This is a genomic window from Phyllobacterium sp. CCNWLW109 (genome assembly GCF_037203905.1).
In the GTDB taxonomy this organism is placed as follows: Bacteria; Pseudomonadota; Alphaproteobacteria; order Rhizobiales; family Rhizobiaceae; genus Phyllobacterium; species Phyllobacterium ifriqiyense.
This window is the reverse complement of the sequence record NZ_JBBCBK010000005.1, coordinates 1-17,563: the sequence shown is the minus strand read 5'-3', so window position 1 is coordinate 17,563 and position 17,563 is coordinate 1. Positions and strand designations below refer to the sequence as shown.

General features: G+C 52.6%; 13 protein-coding genes, 1 tRNA gene and 1 pseudogene. 11 read left to right on the top strand and 4 right to left on the bottom strand.

All coding sequences use genetic code 11. The annotated features are described in order from the left end of the window. Position 1: 1 nt before the first annotated feature. The 10 genes from V9K92_RS20365 to V9K92_RS20320 all read left to right on the top strand — a co-directional run bounded on the left by V9K92_RS20365 (position 2) and on the right by V9K92_RS20320 (position 11,170). Positions 2-1,606: an ABC transporter ATP-binding protein gene (locus tag V9K92_RS20365; protein WP_337354803.1), complete on the top strand. Its 1,605-nt coding sequence runs from the start codon at positions 2-4 to the stop codon at positions 1,604-1,606. Between the two features lie 480 nt (positions 1,607-2,086). Next, positions 2,087-2,836: a FadR/GntR family transcriptional regulator gene (locus V9K92_RS20360; RefSeq protein ID WP_435530187.1), complete on the top strand. Its 750-nt coding sequence runs from the start codon at positions 2,087-2,089 to the stop codon at positions 2,834-2,836. Between the two features lies 1 nt (position 2,837). Further along, positions 2,838-4,025, top strand: coding sequence for a PLP-dependent transferase (locus tag V9K92_RS20355; protein WP_115053690.1), 1,188 nt, complete (start codon positions 2,838-2,840; stop codon positions 4,023-4,025). A 38-nt stretch (positions 4,026-4,063) separates the two neighbouring features. After that, positions 4,064-5,335: an ABC transporter substrate-binding protein gene (locus tag V9K92_RS20350; RefSeq protein ID WP_337354946.1), complete on the top strand. Its 1,272-nt coding sequence runs from the start codon at positions 4,064-4,066 to the stop codon at positions 5,333-5,335. A gap of 247 nt (positions 5,336-5,582) precedes the next feature. Beyond that, the gene (locus V9K92_RS20345; protein ID WP_115053688.1) at positions 5,583-6,512 is read left to right on the top strand and encodes a carbohydrate ABC transporter permease; all 930 of its coding nucleotides are present in this window, start codon (positions 5,583-5,585) and stop codon (positions 6,510-6,512) included. Further along, positions 6,512-7,360: a carbohydrate ABC transporter permease gene (locus tag V9K92_RS20340; RefSeq protein WP_307275296.1), complete on the top strand. Its 849-nt coding sequence runs from the start codon at positions 6,512-6,514 to the stop codon at positions 7,358-7,360. Before V9K92_RS20345 ends, V9K92_RS20340 begins: the two co-directional genes overlap by 1 nt. Before the next feature lie 16 nt (positions 7,361-7,376). Then, positions 7,377-8,447, top strand: coding sequence for an ABC transporter ATP-binding protein (locus tag V9K92_RS20335; protein ID WP_115053686.1), 1,071 nt, complete (start codon positions 7,377-7,379; stop codon positions 8,445-8,447). Between the two features lie 414 nt (positions 8,448-8,861). Next, positions 8,862-9,632, top strand: coding sequence for an amino acid ABC transporter substrate-binding protein (locus tag V9K92_RS20330; RefSeq protein ID WP_115053685.1), 771 nt, complete (start codon positions 8,862-8,864; stop codon positions 9,630-9,632). A gap of 87 nt (positions 9,633-9,719) precedes the next feature. Beyond that, the gene (locus V9K92_RS20325) at positions 9,720-10,400 is read left to right on the top strand and encodes an amino acid ABC transporter permease (RefSeq protein ID WP_115053684.1); all 681 of its coding nucleotides are present in this window, start codon (positions 9,720-9,722) and stop codon (positions 10,398-10,400) included. Further along, complete coding sequence (locus V9K92_RS20320) at positions 10,400-11,170, top strand: amino acid ABC transporter ATP-binding protein (protein ID WP_115053846.1); 771 nt, start codon at positions 10,400-10,402, stop codon at positions 11,168-11,170. The genes V9K92_RS20325 and V9K92_RS20320 overlap by 1 nt, the downstream gene beginning before the upstream one ends. A gap of 9 nt (positions 11,171-11,179) precedes the next feature. Here the strand turns inward: V9K92_RS20320 and V9K92_RS20315 are convergent, their stop codons facing one another. Then, a complete protein-coding gene (locus V9K92_RS20315) occupies positions 11,180-12,265 on the bottom strand; it encodes a GGDEF domain-containing protein (RefSeq protein ID WP_337354802.1) in 1,086 nt (361 codons plus the stop codon). A gap of 158 nt (positions 12,266-12,423) precedes the next feature. After that, positions 12,424-13,008: a glutathione S-transferase C-terminal domain-containing protein gene (locus tag V9K92_RS20310; RefSeq protein WP_337354801.1), complete on the bottom strand. Its 585-nt coding sequence runs from the start codon at positions 13,006-13,008 to the stop codon at positions 12,424-12,426. 256 nt (positions 13,009-13,264) lie between these two features. Here V9K92_RS20310 and V9K92_RS20305 point away from each other — a divergent pair, with 256 nt between their 5' ends. Next, positions 13,265-14,566, top strand: a complete 1,302-nt coding sequence (locus V9K92_RS20305; RefSeq protein WP_115053681.1) for an MFS transporter — start codon at positions 13,265-13,267, stop codon at positions 14,564-14,566. 1,280 nt (positions 14,567-15,846) lie between these two features. Here V9K92_RS20305 and V9K92_RS20300 read toward each other — a convergent pair. Next, positions 15,847-15,931: transfer RNA gene (locus V9K92_RS20300), tRNA-Leu, on the bottom strand. A gap of 620 nt (positions 15,932-16,551) precedes the next feature. Then, positions 16,552-17,405 (bottom strand): annotated as a pseudogene (locus V9K92_RS20295) (IS30 family transposase); the annotation flags it as partial. Positions 17,406-17,563 lie beyond the last annotated feature (158 nt).

The following is a 17,563-nucleotide window of genomic DNA, read 5'->3' as shown; positions in this document are numbered from 1 at the left end:
GATGACGGACAAGAATGAAACCATATTGTCCGTTCGCGGACTGAAAGTAGACTTCACAACACCGGATGGTGACGTGAATGCTGTCAAGGGCATTGACCTTGATGTGAAGGCCGGAGAAACGCTTGCCGTCGTCGGTGAGTCAGGTTCCGGAAAAAGCCAGACCATGATGGGTATCATGGGATTGCTTGCAGCCAATGGCAAAGTCACCGGCTCCGCGGAATATCGCGGCAAGCAATTGATCGGGCTTCCGATCAAGGAACTCAATAAGGTCCGCGGCTCAAAGATCACAATGATCTTTCAGGAACCCATGACCTCGCTTGATCCGCTTTATACGATTGGGCGGCAGATTGCCGAGCCTATCGTTCACCACAAGGGTCTCAGCTTCAAACAGGCTAAGGTGCGTGTGCTGGAATTGCTCAAGCTTGTCGGCATTCCGGAACCTGAGCGGCGCATCAATTCTTATCCGCATGAAATGTCGGGTGGCCAGCGCCAGCGGGTCATGATTGCCATGGCGCTTGCCAACGAACCCGATCTCTTGATCGCCGACGAACCCACAACTGCGCTCGACGTTACCATTCAAGCGCAAATATTGGATCTGCTGCGCGACCTGCAAAAGCGGTTTGGCATGGCCATCGTGCTCATCACCCACGATCTTGGCATTGTGAAACATTTTGCCGAAACTGTGGTTGTGATGCGCAAAGGTGAAGTGGTCGAAAGAGGCTCTGTCGAGCAAATCTTCGAACGGCCGCAGGAAGACTACACCAAAATGTTGCTGGACGCTGTTCCCAGCGGCAGCAAGGCTCCCCCGGCGGAAACCGCTCCTGTCGTGCTTGAAGGGCGCAATGTTTCCGTCGACTTCAGAATAGGTGGAGGGTTCCTTACCAGTGCCCACACGCTTTTCCGTGCTGTGGATGGCGTGACTATCCGTCTTCAGGAAGGCCAGACAATCGGCATTGTGGGGGAATCCGGATCGGGCAAATCGACCTTGGGTCGCGCTCTGCTGCGTCTCTTGCCGAGCAGTGGCCACTATCATTTCGCCGACAAGAATATTTCGAGCTTTGGCCGGTCCGCCATGCGGCCATTGCGCAAACAGTTGCAATTGGTATTCCAGGACCCTTACGGCTCGCTTTCGCCGCGGCAGACTGTTGGCGAAATCATCACAGAGGGGCTGCTCATCCATGAGCCGCAACTAAGCCGATCAGACCGTGACAAACGGGCGGTTGCCGCCTTGAAGGAAGTTGGGTTGGATCCCGCTGCCCGCAACCGTTATCCGCACGAATTTTCTGGCGGACAACGGCAACGCATCGCCATTGCCCGCGCTATCATTTTGAAGCCGAAGGTCGTTATCCTCGATGAACCGACATCCGCGCTGGATCGCTCGGTGCAGGGACAGGTTATCGAACTATTGCGTGATCTTCAGTCAAAGCACGGCCTGTCCTATATTTTCATCAGCCATGATCTGGCGGTCATCAAAGCCATGTCCGATTATGTGGTGGTGATGAAGAACGGCAAAATCGTCGAAGAAGGTCAGACCGAAGACATATTTGAAAGCCCGCATCATGAATATACAAAGACGCTCATTGGTGCTGCTTTCGATCTCGATTAACCGGGGGCAAAACCAGGCGTGATCCAGCTTCGCACAGGACAGGCACAGGAAAAAATCGAAGCGATTTTCCGTGCCTACCTGGAAAACCACAAAAAGGCAGGAGTTCTTCCCGACTTTATTTGAACTGGGAAGACTTTTTCCGCAAAAGGGCGGAATTTTGCTGAAGAATCATCGAATTTTACCCAAAAAATACAACCTACGCATGCAATTTAGTTGTTGTCGGTTGAATGATGCCCGATCTGGATATTGAAGCTTTCTGAAAGCGCCCGCTTGTCCCCGCAAGCGGGCGTTTTGCATTTGCCTCCATGGTTATGCGGAAAACTCATCACCTTGTCGCTGGACTAACTTTTGAGGCTGCTCACCCAATTCACCCGAGGGGCACGGGCAAGTGCCACAGGCTTCCTGACATTCCTGTTTGACTCCTGGTTTCTTTCGTGCTCAATTGGCACAATGGTCCAACCAATTTAGAAAGAGCGTCGCTTGATCAGCCAGATCCTTTCTCCAGTTCAGACATCTTCGCGGGACGATGCGGTTTTGCAGGCGCTTGTTGGATTTGTGACGGACGAGGGGCTTGTGCCAGGCGACCGTTTACCGACGGAACGTGTCCTTGCCGAGCGCTTGAAGGTGAGCAGGACAACTGTCCGCGAAGCGCTCACCCGCTGGCAGGAATTGGGCCTCGTGGAGCGGCGGCAGGGCAGTGGTACTTATTTGAAGGCAGCCGTTACGCGCAATATGCTGCACATGCCGCTTACTCTTGCATCCGGCAATGATTTCAATAGCTTAATGCATACATTGGAAATTCGCCGGGGTCTTGAAGCTGAGGCGGCAGCTCTATCGGCAGCACGTGTCAGCGATGCGGATATCGCCATGATCGAGCAAAAACTGATCAGGATGGAAGAGGCATTTCATGAACGCCATGGCATGTCCGCCGATGAGGATTGGGACTTCCATCTGGCTGTCTTCCGCACATCTGGCAATCCTTTATTCGAGCAGATTATCGCTGCCATGTATGAAATGTTTCACCGCTTCTGGGAGCATCCGCTGGGCGTTCGCGACTTCGGTCATGCCAGCTTTCCCTACCATCGCACCTTGTTCAATGCGATAGCCGCGCGCGATCCTATTGCTGCCAGAGCAGAGGCACTGAAGTTGATCGCCACAGTCGAGGATGACCTGAAGCGCGGCGCCGCCAACCTGAAAAAACAAACCCAGAAAAACCGAGTTCATATTTAGAATGAATGACAATCCTTTTTTCCACGATCAGGACATGATGGCGCAAGCCGCAACTCTGCTGGCTCATGACGATCCTTTTCCAGGCGGTTCCGTCGTGCCGCCAATCTATCAAACTTCGCTTTTCACCTTCACAAATTACGCCGAAATGGCCGATGCTTTCGCCGGTCGCAAGCGCCAACCAATGTATTCCCGCGGCGATAATCCGACTGTGATGGAGTTTGAAAAGAAGATCGCGGCGCTTGAAGGCGCTGAGGCGGCACGGGCTTTTTCCAGTGGAATGGGTGCGATCAGCGCCATGGTACTTGCCTTCGTCGGCGCAGGCGAACGCATTGTTTCTGTTCGCAATTGTTATGGCGATGCCTACCGTCTGTTCGAACGTCTTCTGCCTCATCTTGGCATCAAGGTAGACTATGTCGATGGCTCCGATCCCGATGCTGTCGCCGCTGCTTTGCCGGGCGCCAAGCTGCTTTATCTGGAAAGCCCAAGTTCCATGATGTTCGAATTGCAGGACATCGCTCATTATGCGCGTCTTGCCAAACAACATGGCGTCGTCACCACGATCGACAATTCCTGGGCAACGCCGCTTTTCCAAAAGCCAATCAGCCATGGCATTGATTTGGTTATGCATTCCGCGTCCAAATATCTGGGCGGGCACAGCGATACGGTCGCTGGCATTGTCTCCGGCTCGCAGGAAATGATCGACCGGATCAATGGCCGCACCTATTCTTACCTCGGCGCAAAGCTCTCGCCATTCGAGGCCTGGCTTCTTTTGCGCGGGCTGCGCACGCTGACATTGCGGTTGCCGCATCACATGAAGAGCGGCCTTATCATCGCTGAAAGGCTTAAAGGCCACGGCAATGTCGAGCGGGTCATGCACCCGGTCTATTCCAACCATCCTGGCAAAGCCACGCTTAGCGGTTATTCGGGCCTGTTTTCATTCGAGGTAACGGACGATATCGACGTGCCCGCCTTTGTCGATGCGTTGAAACTGTTCCGCATCGGCGTCAGTTGGGGCGGACATGAAAGCCTCGTTGTCCCCGCACTTGCTTCCTTGCAGCAGACGCCGGACGCAAATTCGATCGGGCGCTTCGGTGTCAGCCCCCGAACGATCCGCCTACATGTCGGACTGGAAAATGTCGAGGAACTCTGGGCGGACCTCGCCAACGCATTCACCGCGGCAAAACGCTGAACTTAAAAACAAGATGGGAGCATAAAATGCAAAAAAGAATGGGAATATTTCTGGCCAGCGCAATCGCAGCACTGTCCATGACAGTATCGGCAGCCTTTGCTGATACGACAATCAAAATGGTGGAGGTCATCACCAGCCCGCCTCGTACCGAGCTGTTGAAAAAGCAGATTGCCAGCTTCGAGCAGGCAAATCCCGGCACAAAAGTGGAGCTCGTATCGCTTCCATGGGGACAGGCGTTTGAAAAATTCCTGACCATGGTCCAGGCCGGGGACACGCCTGACATTGTTGAGATGCCAGAGCGCTGGATGGGTCTTTATGCCAATAATGCCCAGCTTGAAGACCTTGGACCCTATCTCGCCAAGTGGAAAGATGCCGGCACGCTCGGCGATCGCGCCAAGCAGTTCGGTTCGGTTGTCGATAACAAGCAGTACATGATCCCTTACGGCTATTACATCCGAGCCATGTTCTGGAACAAGAAGCTCTTCGCCGAGGCAGGTCTCAAAGAAGCACCGAAGACACTCGACGAATTCATGGAAGCCAACAAGAAGATTTCCGCGATCAAAGGCAAATATGGTTATTGCCTGCGCGGTGGTCCTGGCGGCTTCAACGGCGTTCAGATGTTCATGAACATTGCCAATGGCAAGGGCGGCTATTTCAATGCCGATGGCACAGCGACAATCAACGAACCCGGCTCGGTCAAGGGTCTAGAGTTGCTGGCCGACATTTACAAGAATGGCTATGCTCCAAAAGACAGCGTGAGCTGGGGCTTCAACGAGATCGTCACCGGCTTTTACTCCGGAACCTGCGCAATGCTTGATCAGGATCCAGATGCACTGATCGGCATTGCTGAAAAAATGAAAGCGGAAGACTTCGGCGTCGCTCCCTTGCCAACAGGACCAAACGGTAAATCCTACCCGACTTTGGGTTATGCAGGTTGGGCGATGTTTGCTGATTCCGAGGTCAAGGATGACGCATGGAAACTGATGGCGACATTGCTTTCGCCTGAAGACAATATTGAATTCGCCAAGAATGTCGGGGTTCTGCCGATCCACAATGGCGCGGACAAAGACCCATATTTCGGCGCTGAAGCCTTCAAAGGATGGTTTGAGGAAATCAACGACCCAAAAACCTTCGAATTGGTGACACCACCAACCCATCTTGAAAACCTCGGCAATTTCTATGACTCCGTTTCAGTCAAGAATTTTCAGGAAGTATTGCTCGGCCAGAAAACGCCAAAAGCAGTCGCTGATGAGTGGGCTGCTTTCCTCACCGAACAGCAGCAAGCCTGGATGGCCAAGAACAAGAAATAATCTGAGTTGAATGAATGCTCCGGTGCGCTGTGCCGGAGCATTCATTGCGGGGATTGCAATTGCCTTGTGCGTGGTTCGACAAGCTCACCATGAGGGAAGTTTATAAGCTGCGGGGAGCCGGATTCTGAGACGTTGCAGAAAACCTTGCAACTAACCACGTCCCTCATGGTGAGCTTGTCGAACCACGCACAAAACCTATGCAAACGAGCTTAAAGCATTGTGTCGTGTATTATGGAGAAAGATTCTAATGACACACGCAACAGCGGCGGGTTTGCCGCAGGGGAATGGAAGGGAAGGTGGCAAGCGCCGTTTCTCGACTGTTTTCGAACCATGGCTCTATCTGAGCCCCGCACTTGTCCTGCTTTTGCTCGTGCTCGTCGTTCCGCTGATATTCGGTATCAGCTATTCTTTCCGGAAGTTCTCGGCGTTCAAATCTGAATTTGTCGGCCTTGGTCAATATGAAGCCCTGCTGCATGATGCAAATCTCGGTCAGGCGCTGATGAATACACTGTGGTGGACTGTTGCCAGCCTCGTTTTGCAGTTCTTCCTTGGTTTAGGATTGGCATTGCTGCTTGATCGCAATTTTTACGGCAAGAAAGTGGTGCAGGCCATCGTATTCCTGCCTTGGGCAGTTCCGTCCTTCCTTTCAGGTCTTACATGGGCGTGGCTTTTCAATCCGATTGTCGGGCCTTTGCCACACTGGCTGTTCGCTTTGGGGCTCAAGTCCGAACCCACCAATATTCTCGCTGATCCAGCCACCGCCATGTGGGGGCCTATCATAGCGAATGTTTGGTTCGGCGTGCCCTTCTTCGCCATCACCCTGCTGGCTGCGTTGAAATCCATTCCCGGCGAACTGCATGAAGCTGCGGCCATTGATGGGGCGAGCCCGTGGCAGCGCTTCATGAAAGTGACCCTGCCTTTTCTTGCGCCCACCATTGCGATCACAGTGATGCTGCGCACCATCTGGATCGCCACTTTTGCCGACCTGATTTATGTCATGACCGAGGGCGGACCCGCGGGTTCAACCAATACAGTTGCAACCTATATTTATGTGAGCGCTTTCAAGACGCTGGACAAAGGCTACGCCTCAGCGGTCGCGGTACTCCTGCTTGCACTCCTCATCCTCTACGCGATTGTTTTGATCCGCATTCGCAAATCTCTCGTGAGGTATTCCTGATGATCGCCGGACGCTCACGCAATGCCAGGATTCTTGGCGGAATTGGCCTTTATAGCGCAGTCGCCGCCTATGTAATTTTTGCGCTCTTTCCCCTGTTCTGGACACTGAAAATTTCAGTCACGCCGCAATCGCTTCTCTACTCAGAGGGCATAACGCTTTGGCCGTCATCAGCAACATTCGAGAATTACAAGACTGTTTTGCGCGCTACAGACTTTCCGCGCTACTTCGTCAACAGCGTTATCGTCTCGGTCATCACCGCAGTGCTGGTAACAATCATTGCATCGGCGGCCGGCTATGCAATGTCGCGCTTCTCATTTCGTGGAAAAACGACTGTCGCCGTCACACTCTTGCTGACCCAGACGTTTCCTCTGGTCATGGTGATACCGCCAATTTATCGAATAATGGGCCAGCTTGGGCTGACCGACAGCCTGACCGGTCTGATCATCATCTATACTGCCTTCAACATCGCCTTTGCCACATTTCTCATGCAATCGTTTTTCGATGGCATCCCGAAAGACCTGGAAGAGGCAGCGATGATCGATGGCTGCAATCGCAGCCAAGCCTTGCGCCGCGTTATCATTCCTCTGACCCTACCGGGAATGGGGGCAACACTCGGTTTCGTATTCACTGCGGCATGGAGCGAATTGCTGTTCGCATTGATGCTTATTAGCAGCGACAACCAGAAAACCTTCGCGGTTGGCCTACTCACATTCATTGGCAAGTTTGCGGTCGACTGGGGTCAGATGATGGCCGCCTCGGTGCTGGCTTTGATACCCGCATGTCTATTCTTCGCCTTCCTGCAACGATACCTCGTCACAGGCCTCACGGCCGGTGCGGTGAAGGGCTAATAAGGGATTTAACACGATGGCTTCTGTCACTATTACCAACGTCCAGAAAAGCTACGGCGCCATGAATGTGCTCTCTGCCGTTAATCTCGAAATTCCGGATGGCGAATTTGTCGTGCTTGTCGGGCCGTCAGGCTGCGGCAAGTCCACCTTGCTACGCATGATCGCCGGGCTTGAAGAAATCTCTGCCGGAGAGATCAGGATTGGCGACCGCGTCGTCAATGATGTGGCGCCCAAGGATCGCGACATCGCCATGGTGTTTCAATCCTACGCGCTCTATCCGCATATGGATGTGGCCTCGAATATGGGCTTTAGTCTTATGCTGCGGAAAGCGGCCAAGGAACTTGTCCTGGACCGCGTCAGCAGCGCCGCAAAGCGACTGGGGCTGGACGTGCTTTTAGAGCGGCTTCCCCGCCAGCTTTCCGGTGGTCAGCGCCAGCGGGTTGCCATGGGCCGCGCTATTGTTCGTGATCCCAAAGTGTTCCTTTTTGACGAACCACTCTCCAATCTCGATGCCAAGCTTCGTGTGCATATGCGTACGGAAATCAAGGCGCTGCACCAGCAGCTGAAAACCACATCGGTTTACGTCACCCATGATCAGGTGGAAGCAATGACCATGGCAGACCGCATTGTGGTCATGCATGATGGCATTATCCAGCAAGTCGGCACGCCCTTGGAACTATACGATAATCCGGCCAATATTTTCGTTGCAGGATTCATCGGATCTCCGGGAATGAACTTCCTTCCAGCTGTGGTACGCCGCGAGGGGGATAAGGCTTGGGCCGAGTTGAGCGACGGTCAGACCATTGGCCTGCTTCCGCAATTGGAAATCTCGGACAGCGAAAGAGTGACAATTGGCATTCGCCCCGAGAATATTGAAGTCGGCGGCGGCACTGATCTGAAGGCACAGATAGAGGTCATAGAGCCTCTTGGACTGTCGACGCAGTTCTATACGAAGCTTTCCGGGCACCAGACCTGTATATTCGCCATGGGTAGGACAGACCGGCAACCCGGAGATATGATTGGACTTGGCATCAAGCCAGAGAATGTCCATCTTTTCCATGGCGCGAGCGGTTTGCGCATCGGGTAGGCCATATAGAGAGCATAGACGTCTTTGCGTGGTTCGCCCCTTGGCAAGCTCAGGAGCTCGCATGAGGGGATGGGTGGGCTGCAAGTCTCGTGCAAAGACCACATGCGAGGCTCAAATCGAGCTCGACGCAATAGCATAAACCTTCCTCATGGTGAGCTTGTCGAACCACGCGGAAGGTCTATGCAAAATGGTTCAAGAAATTGTGCCTGCGTTCGTAAGGTTCGGCAATTGAAGAAAACAACCGCACCAAAATTATATTCCTGATATCCCGTAAAATGTGGTATGAATTTCGTCTAATTCTACTTTCATGACGCTAGAATGCCTATACAGGCGATCTACAAAGTGACATTTTCCAATCATTAGCCCAAATGCGTACAAAGACGCAGCGGCGCATAGATATCGGATGGAAACAAAATGAACTGGCTGAAATCAATCGTCGTCATCGGTGCTCTGGCAATCTCACCCGTGCATGCATTCGCAGGCTCGAACCTTGAGGAAATCAAGTCCGCAGGTGTTCTCAAGATTGGTACTGAAGGCACTTATGCGCCATTTACCTATCACGACGCCGCCGGCAAGCTTGTTGGTTTCGATGTGGAAATCGGCGAAGCCATTGCCAAAAAGCTCGGCGTGAAAGCCGAATTCCTGGAAGGCAAATGGGATGGTTTGATTGCCGGTCTTGACGCCAAGCGCTACGATACTGTTATCAATCAGGTCGGCATTACCGAGGCCCGCAAAGCAAAATACGACTTCTCCGAACCCTACATCGCATCCAAGGCCGTTCTCATCGTCAAAGGCGACAATGATGAAATCAAGGGTTTTGCTGATCTGAAGGGTAAAAAGTCTGCTCAATCTCTTTCCAGCAATTTCGGCAAGATCGCCCAGAGCAATGGCGCAGAGCTGGTTGGAACTGATGGTTTTGATCAATCGATCCAGCTTCTGCTAAGCGGACGCGCAGATGCAACCGTCAATGACAGCCTGTCGTTTCTTGACTTCAAAAAACACAAGCCCGACGCCAATGTAAAAATTGCAGCTGAACAGGCCGATGCGGATTTCTCCGGAATCATCATTCGCAAAGGCGAGCCTGAATTGCTGGCAGAAATCAACAAGGCGCTTGAAGCAATCAAGACCGATGGCACTTATAAACAGATTGCCGACAAATATTTCGGCCAGGACGTTTCGAAGTAATCACCGTTTACGGCAAACAGAATTTACGCTCTAACAGGGCAGGGGGTTTGTCCCCCTGCCTTTTATTTTTTCCAAGGAGAAGAGGCCGTGCCCAGCTGGCTTACTTTGATGCTCGAATCCTTGCCCTCACTCTTGTGGGCTGGCTTGATCTTCACCATTCCGCTGACGCTTTTATCGTTCGTGCTGGGGCTCTCTGTTGGCCTGCTCGCAGCGCTTATAAGGCTTTTCGCTCCCGCGCCCTTTGCGGCCATCATCAAATTCTACGTTTGGATTATCCGTGGCACACCGCTGCTGGTTCAGCTTTTCCTGATCTTCTATGGCCTGCCAAGCGCCGGAATTGTTCTTGATGCTTTCACCGCTGCACTGATTGGCTTCACACTCAATATCGGTGCCTACACTTCGGAAATCCTGCGTGCGGTCATTTCCTCGGTCCCTAAAGGCCAGTGGGAAGCGGCATATTCTATCGGCATGAATTGGTCGCAAGCCATGCGACGCACGATCCTGCCACAAGCTGCCCGCGTCGCAGTGCCCCCCTTGTCCAACACATTTATCTCACTGGTAAAGGACACTTCTCTCGCTGCCGCCATCACCGTGCCCGAGCTTTTCCAGGCGGCACAGAGGATTGTCGCCACGACCTATGAGCCACTTATTCTCTACATTGAAGCGGCGATCATCTACCTCATTTTAAGCTCGGTTCTCTCATCCTTGCAGGCAAGACTGGAAACGCGGCTCAACCGGTATGGTGGCTTTCTGGAGGCCCGATCATGATGATCCAACTCAAGAATATCGAGAAGAATTTTGGCGATCTTCAAGTCCTGAAGAATGTGTCTCTTGATGTAGCAGAAGGTGCGGTAATGGCACTTGTCGGCCCTTCCGGTGGCGGCAAGAGCACATTGCTTCGCTGCATTAACCTGCTTGAAATTCCCACCGCTGGCAGCGTCGAAATCGCCGGAGACCGTCTTGAGTTTCAGCCGGGCGTCAAACCTTCGACGAAGCAAATTCAATTGCTCCGGCGTCACACTGGCATGGTCTTTCAGAACTTCCAGCTCTTTCCCCATCGAACCGTGATTGAGAACGTGACCGAGGGCCTGACCACCGTTCTCAAATGGCCCAAAGAGAAGGCGAGGGAGCGCGCAAAGGCCCTCTTGGAAAAAGTTGGCCTTGCACATAAATCGGAGGTCTGGCCCTCAACACTTTCCGGCGGACAGCAACAGCGTGTCGCCATTGCCCGTGCATTGGCTCCATCACCCAAGGTCCTTTTGTGCGACGAACCTACCTCTGCGCTCGACCCGGAACTATCGGGCGAGGTGGTCGATGTTCTGGCTCAATTGGCGCGGGAAGGCACAACAATGGTCATGGCCACGCATGATTTGCGGCTGGCTTCACGCATCGCCAATGAAGTAATCGTATTGGATGGCGGCGTAATTGTTGAAACGGGTACTTCACGTGATATCTTCACTCAGCCCAAGCATGAACGTACAAAACGCTTCATAGCCACGCTGACTCACGATGGTCATATGCATGGCGAGGGTATTTAAAAAGCCGAGCTAAGCGACCTCGACACGATTTCGGCCGCTTAGTTTTGCATGATAAAGTGCCTTGTCAGCAGCCTTGAGCAAGGCCTCCATGCTTGCATATTTCTCGCCCAAGCTGGCAACACCGGCGCTCACAGTGACATTGACGCTTTCCGATCCCGAGACAAAATCCGTATTTTCAATCTCACTGCGCACGCGTTCTGCCAATGCATTGGCAGCATCCTGTTTTGTATTGGCGAGCAGTAGCAAGATTTCTTCGCCGCCATAGCGGACCACAACATCACCAAGGCGCACATTCTTCTGGATGATTGCCGCCACATCAGCCAGTACCGTGTCACCCGTATAGTGTCCAAGCCTGTCGTTGATTGTTTTGAAATGATCAATATCAATCATTATCAACGAGCAATGGGCCGCTCTGGCTCGATTATCATTCATTGCTCTTAAAGCTGCCTTGTCGAAGGCCCTGCGATTCTGGAGCTTTGTCAGGGGATCCACAGAAGCTTCATGCTCCAGCGCCCTGATGATCCTCAAGCGGGATTTTTCCCTTTCCAGGAAATTGACGATAATGACCACATTGGCGATATTGGCCAATATGACTGCGATCAATGGCGCGCCGACAATGGTTGCAACGACTTCACCTGGCAGCAGCACAACGGAAATAATCGAGAGCGATGCAGCCAGTCCGATGAGCGTCGAGCGACCAAAGCCAACCGGAATTTTTCGGACCGGAACACGCGCTGCAGCATAACTCACGCAGCAAAGCATCAAGATGGACAAGAGTCCTGGCACGACACCAACGCCGCCGAGCCATATGCGATAGGCAGCGATCAATAAAGCAGCAATGACAGTGCCAATAAGTCCCCCGTAAGGATAAACAATTGCCAGGAGAGCGGTGCGGCCATCGAAGAAGACACCCGGTGCCGGCATCACCGCATCGTTCATCGACAATATGGAACCAGTGGCAAAGAGGATGCCGATAGCAGCGCTCTTTTTCCAACCATTTGGAAAATTACGAATGACCATCGAATAGGAAAGGATGACGAGCGCGGTTATACCAAGTATCCGCACAATCCCCGTCGCCAGTATGCTTAATTCCATTTCATTCTCAACGTATAGAACCGACAGTTGATCTACATTCGGTATTGTTGGAGCATGGCCTGTACACCACGCAAAAACAACCTTTGAATGTTACTGGGGCGTTCATTTGATTTTAAACCAGGTCCAAGTGCCTTGGCTCTGAAGCCTGAATGGATTTTTTAGGCCAGTCCTTCTTCAGTCAAAGCTCGTTGTACTGAGTGCATACGCTCGATCCTATCCCGATATTCGAGGAGCCGCGGCGATACTTCCATATTCGACATGCGCGCCCAGCGTAACATGACATAGAGAAATGCATCCGCCACGCTGAAATCGCTGCCCAACAGAAATGGTTCATCGAGCACCTCGGTGAGATAGGCGAACCGCCCGGCGACCATTTTGGTCAGGTCGCTTTTTGCTTCGTCACCCGGCAGGAAAAAGGAAAAGACGAAGGGCTTTTGAATTTCGCTTGATATGAAAGCCAGCATCTCAGTTTGCCTGTCGATATCAGGCTTTGACCCTTCCGAAAATCGCGGCGAGTTTCGTGAGATCCAGTTGAGAATTGCAACATTTTCCGTAAGTTGCCGACCATCGTCAAATTCCAGCAGGGGTACATAGCCCTTGGGATTTACCTCATTGTAATCGCCAGGTTCCTTGATCGTTCGCGTGAAAACATCGACCTTGATTAGCTGCGGCGTATGACCGCCTTCCGCAAGGGCGATATGCCCGGCTAAAGCACAAGTGTCGGGAGAATAGAAATATTTCATGATTGGACCCTCTCGAATAGCGTTAGACCCGGTTTCGGCGAGCGGCCAAGATAAAAGCCTGTTTCAGTAATTTGCAACAGCGAGCCTTGTCTCGGCGCAACATAAGACATTTTGCAGCGCACCATTGGTTCATGGGGAAAACAACTTCTAGGGACTGGACCAATCCGGGAGAGGGGTTCAACTGTAGCTGAAGCGAGTCTCCTGGCAGGCTGGCTACGACCTTCTGACAGAAAAACCCACTGATAAAGGAATAATCATGCAGCAGCCTCACAAAGTGCCGGTGCGTAATCTTGTTGCTGCTGTTATCGGCAATGCGCTCGAATGGTATGATTTTCTTGTGTTTGCCTTTATGACACCCATCATCGCGCGGTTGTTTTTCCCGGTCGATCCCTCCGCCTCAAGCAGCGACTTGAATGCTATCCTGATGACCACGGCCATTTTTGGCGTCGGGTTTCTGATGCGTCCCGTTGGCGGCATTATTCTTGGTCTTTATGGCGACAAGCATGGCCGCAAGGCTGCCATGGTGTTGATCACTTCGCTCATGGCGGTCTCCATGGCGATCATCACATTCGCTCCGACCTATCAAGCGGCGGGCGTGTTGGCTCCATTGCTGATCCTTATCGCCCGGCTGATACAGGGCTTTTCGGCCGGCGGCGAATTCGGCACGGCGACAGCATTGCTCATCGAGATGGCACCTCGCGAAAAGCGTGGCTTTTATGGCTCCTGGCAAATGACCGGCCAGATGATCGGATTGTTGATTGGCGCCGCTGCAGGCACGTTAATGACAGTCTATTTTACGCAGGAGCAGATCGAGGCATGGGCTTGGCGCATTCCCTTTTTCGTTGGCCTGGTCATCATTCCTGTTGCCGTCTATATCCGTCAACGCCTTGATGAGACAGAAGTATTCCGCAATGCCAAACGGGAAGAGACCGTTAAAGGCACCCACATCAGCATCGGAGAATTGCTGGCAAGCTCATGGCGCGAAACAGTATTGGGCATCGGGCTTGTCGCCGCTGCTACTGTAACGGTGTATATTACATTCACCTATCTCGTGACCTTCGCGACGAAGATCCTTCAGCTGCCACTTCAGGAAACGTTCGAGGTTCAGATGCTTGGGGCATTGTGGGTTGTTGTCCTGACACCCTTGATGGGTATCCTTTCCGATAGGGTGGGCCGAAGCAAGCTGTTGATCACCTCGCTTGCGGTCTATCTCGTCATCTTGTTTCCGCTCTATTCGTGGCTGACAGCCGCTCCCACGATCAGCAGGCTTATCGTGGTACAGCTGGCAACCGGTCTTTGCGCGGCAGCATTCTTTGCCGTGTTCAGCACAGTCATGGCCGTGCTCTTTCCAACACGCGTGCGGTCTTTGGGTCTGTCAATCTCGTACAATATTGCCGTGATGCTCATTGGTGGTTTTGCACAGTTCATCGTGACCTGGCTGATCCAGAAGACCGGATCACCCATGGCGCCGACTTATTATGTCATGTTCGGCGTGGCGCTTGGCCTCATCGCTGCATTGATCCTCGGCAAGAGGGCAGATAGCAACGAGCACTTCTGATAGCAGACAACGCTGTTGAGTACTTTCAGGCCGAGAGAATTTTCGTTGGGATGCAACAGCAGACATTGCACATACATCAAGTAGGCGGGGAAGTCGAAATGTTCGCTTTGGAGCAAAGTAAGAATGTCACTTCGATCCGTGCCACGGCACGGGGCCAGCCCCGATTCGACCGGCTGGACCGGGTTACAGAGCCCTTTCGCCCAGCATTCGGAACAGTTGTTTAGATACGAGGCCGGTTACTTCATAGCTGCGCCGGATAGCTGCAGTTGCGGTACATCAAGTAGAATCACGCGTGCGTTGCATGTGACGCACAACTGCAAAGAACAATGAAGCTCTCCTCGACGCTCAAACAACTGGATCGTCGGTCTGCCAACCTCGAACGACATGTATCCTGCTTTGGCCCCAAACCTCAAAATGAGCTATACCATCCACCCGTTCGCAACACGAGTTTGTCAGGAATTGCGCGACGTATTGTGCCCGATTTTTATGTAAGCCTAAGCTAGGCACCAGCTAGGAGCGCTAACACAACATCGTTCGACCGCTCATCAGTGCGGTACAGTCGTGTTACCGGTGAGATTCATTGCGCGTGAAAATTTTTCCTTTGCGCGTCATGAGGAACACTGCTCCTCGAAGAAGCATATTGTTCCAAGTGCTGCTAACCCAAGATCAGTAGCAAGCAGGAGGACAAACCTTCCATCATCATTGACCCGGTCCAACCAGATATCCGTCGGTCGGGTTCTCCAGCATTAACATGATCACATCGGCTGCATCGAAAGCGACTGAACTGCATCGCCCGATAAGGAGTGAGATTTGCTTTTTACCCGCGCAGCAAACTGCAGCTCGAACTCGATCGCCGTTACCTTACCGGAGGCGGCGACAAGTTTCGTCGTGATCGCAGAGTAGTAGGGGCTCTATAAACAATTCTGCATTAATACCCGCCAAGGAAATTTGAAGTTAGCTGGATTGAAGCCGTCAGTCCGGATGGCTCCGAAGCGTTCGAGGAGTCGATCAATTTCGTTCCAGAGATAGTCGCCGGTCAGCGCGATATGCTCTAATGGTAGCGGGGCGACCTGGAGTTTTAGCACCCTGACTGCGGACATATTCGACGGCGCGACTTAGATAAACGGTGTTCCGCAGAATGACAGCATTGACGAGATCGGCCGCCGATGTGCAGGCCTCACATTTTCGGATCAAATCGAGGTTTCTAATGCGCAAATAAGCAATACGACGCCCTATGGACGCCGTATTCTGCTTTAAACCAACGACTTGCCAAGGTTTCATGGTGCGGTCGAGAAGACTCGAACTTCCACGTCTTGCGACACAGCGACCTCAACGCTGCGCGTCTACCAATTCCGCCACGACCGCACTGTGGTAGAAGCCGAACATGTCGGCTTGGCGCTAGTAGCAAATAGGTTTCAGGGAAACAAGCCCTATCGAGCGAATATCTTGAAGAGTTTTTCATAAACTTGTCAAAAAGCCACTCATACGGGACGACGACAAGAGCCGTGCGGAATCATACGGCAAGCTGGAACGGACCACGAATTCTCCGGTGCTGCTCCCGGTAGCCCTCAGCATTATGGTTAAGTGGAAGGGTTAGCCAGTGGCGGTAAAGAGCGCGCTAACATCACTGGTAGCCAAATAGAAGATCAGCAGCGAAGCTGCAATGATAATCCCAATTAATACTGAATTATTGAACCGCATTGATCTCTCTCTAAACAGATAACTCCGTAGAGGCAAGGGACCTCTAGCATCCTGTTAGTCCACATACGATGAAACTGGCAGAAAAATGCCGCGTCGGATTCCAAAATCGGGCCAGACAAAATAGACGTGAAATATGCAAATTTCAAGACAAGCGGCGGCAAAACTGACATCCCAAGTGCCCCTGGCAAGTTGCAATTATCGATCCGTGCAACTCACCCGGTGTAGATTCCATCTGAAGCGCGACTTGCGATATCTGAAAGCTTACCCGCACGCCGTCTCTGTACGAGCAGTTTTTGCCGGAAGACTTCTGCTGGCGTTTTACAGCCAAGGCATTTGCGCGATATTGCATTCAGCTTGTTGCAGATTTCCGTCAGATCGCAGTCGGTGATCGACAACGGATCAACTTCTCTCGAAAGCCATTTCCTGGCCGGTCTGTTGGTGTTTTCGACGGTACCTTTTTGCCAGGGCGACTGCGGATCGCAGAACCGTGTTTGCGTTCCGATGCCTGCTGCAGATCGGTGAACACGGTGCCACGATCGAAGGTGATCGAACGGCGGGCGAGATGGGGCAGGGATTGCAGCGCCTGGATCAGCCCATCCATAACAGGTTTTGACTGCCGATCGTTGTTGCGCAGGAATACAGCAAACCGGCTGACGCGTTCAACCAGCGACGTCACATTGGCCTTTCCGAACTTCTTGCGAAACTGCATGAGATCACACTCCCAATGCCCGAACTGTTTGCGCCCGGCAACGACGTCGGGGTAGGTAGAAAAGAATGTTGACGTCTGGGCTGAAACGACGGCCATGGCGCCGTCTGGCATGCCTCGGCCGGCTATCTGTTGCGGCGACCAGCCATGCATAATGCGCTCGATCACGGATTGGCGCAGATGTGAGAACCGTGCCAGCTTACGCAGCTTGGCACGCCGGTCACGCGCCATGTCGTTGGCCGTCACACAATAATAGCCATTGAGTTCCGGCATTTGCGAATCTGTGAAAGCATTGCGTCGCAGCTCGCGGAAAATCGTTGAGCGATGACGACCGAGCTTCTCGGCAATCACGTCAACACTAATACCACCCATTCGCCATCGGGCAATCTTGCGGCGTTCATCCATATCAATCTGGGAGTAGGTACGTTCCATGGGCAAGTCCTGCGAGTGATAAGCCATTGTTATCTATCGCAAGCCGCACTTCATCCTTGAACCCACCCCGGATACACATAGTGTGGCGACCAAGTTGAAATGTCGACTGTTGTGCAAAGTAGAAATGTCATCCTGATATGCGCCGAGGCGCGTCGCCG

Coding starts and splice junctions, on each gene's coding strand:
- V9K92_RS20350 (WP_337354946.1), top strand. CDS start 4,064: ATGGGAATATTTCTGGCCAGCGCAATCGCAGCACTGTCCATGACAGTA.
- V9K92_RS20335 (WP_115053686.1), top strand. CDS start 7,377: ATGGCTTCTGTCACTATTACCAACGTCCAGAAAAGCTACGGCGCCATG.
- V9K92_RS20310 (WP_337354801.1), bottom strand. CDS start 13,008: ATGAAATATTTCTATTCTCCCGACACTTGTGCTTTAGCCGGGCATATC.
- V9K92_RS20315 (WP_337354802.1), bottom strand. CDS start 12,265: ATGGAATTAAGCATACTGGCGACGGGGATTGTGCGGATACTTGGTATA.
- V9K92_RS20345 (WP_115053688.1), top strand. CDS start 5,583: ATGACACACGCAACAGCGGCGGGTTTGCCGCAGGGGAATGGAAGGGAA.
- V9K92_RS20340 (WP_307275296.1), top strand. CDS start 6,512: ATGATCGCCGGACGCTCACGCAATGCCAGGATTCTTGGCGGAATTGGC.
- V9K92_RS20305 (WP_115053681.1), top strand. CDS start 13,265: ATGCAGCAGCCTCACAAAGTGCCGGTGCGTAATCTTGTTGCTGCTGTT.
- V9K92_RS20330 (WP_115053685.1), top strand. CDS start 8,862: ATGAACTGGCTGAAATCAATCGTCGTCATCGGTGCTCTGGCAATCTCA.
- V9K92_RS20365 (WP_337354803.1), top strand. CDS start 2: ATGACGGACAAGAATGAAACCATATTGTCCGTTCGCGGACTGAAAGTA.
- V9K92_RS20355 (WP_115053690.1), top strand. CDS start 2,838: ATGAATGACAATCCTTTTTTCCACGATCAGGACATGATGGCGCAAGCC.
- V9K92_RS20320 (WP_115053846.1), top strand. CDS start 10,400: ATGATCCAACTCAAGAATATCGAGAAGAATTTTGGCGATCTTCAAGTC.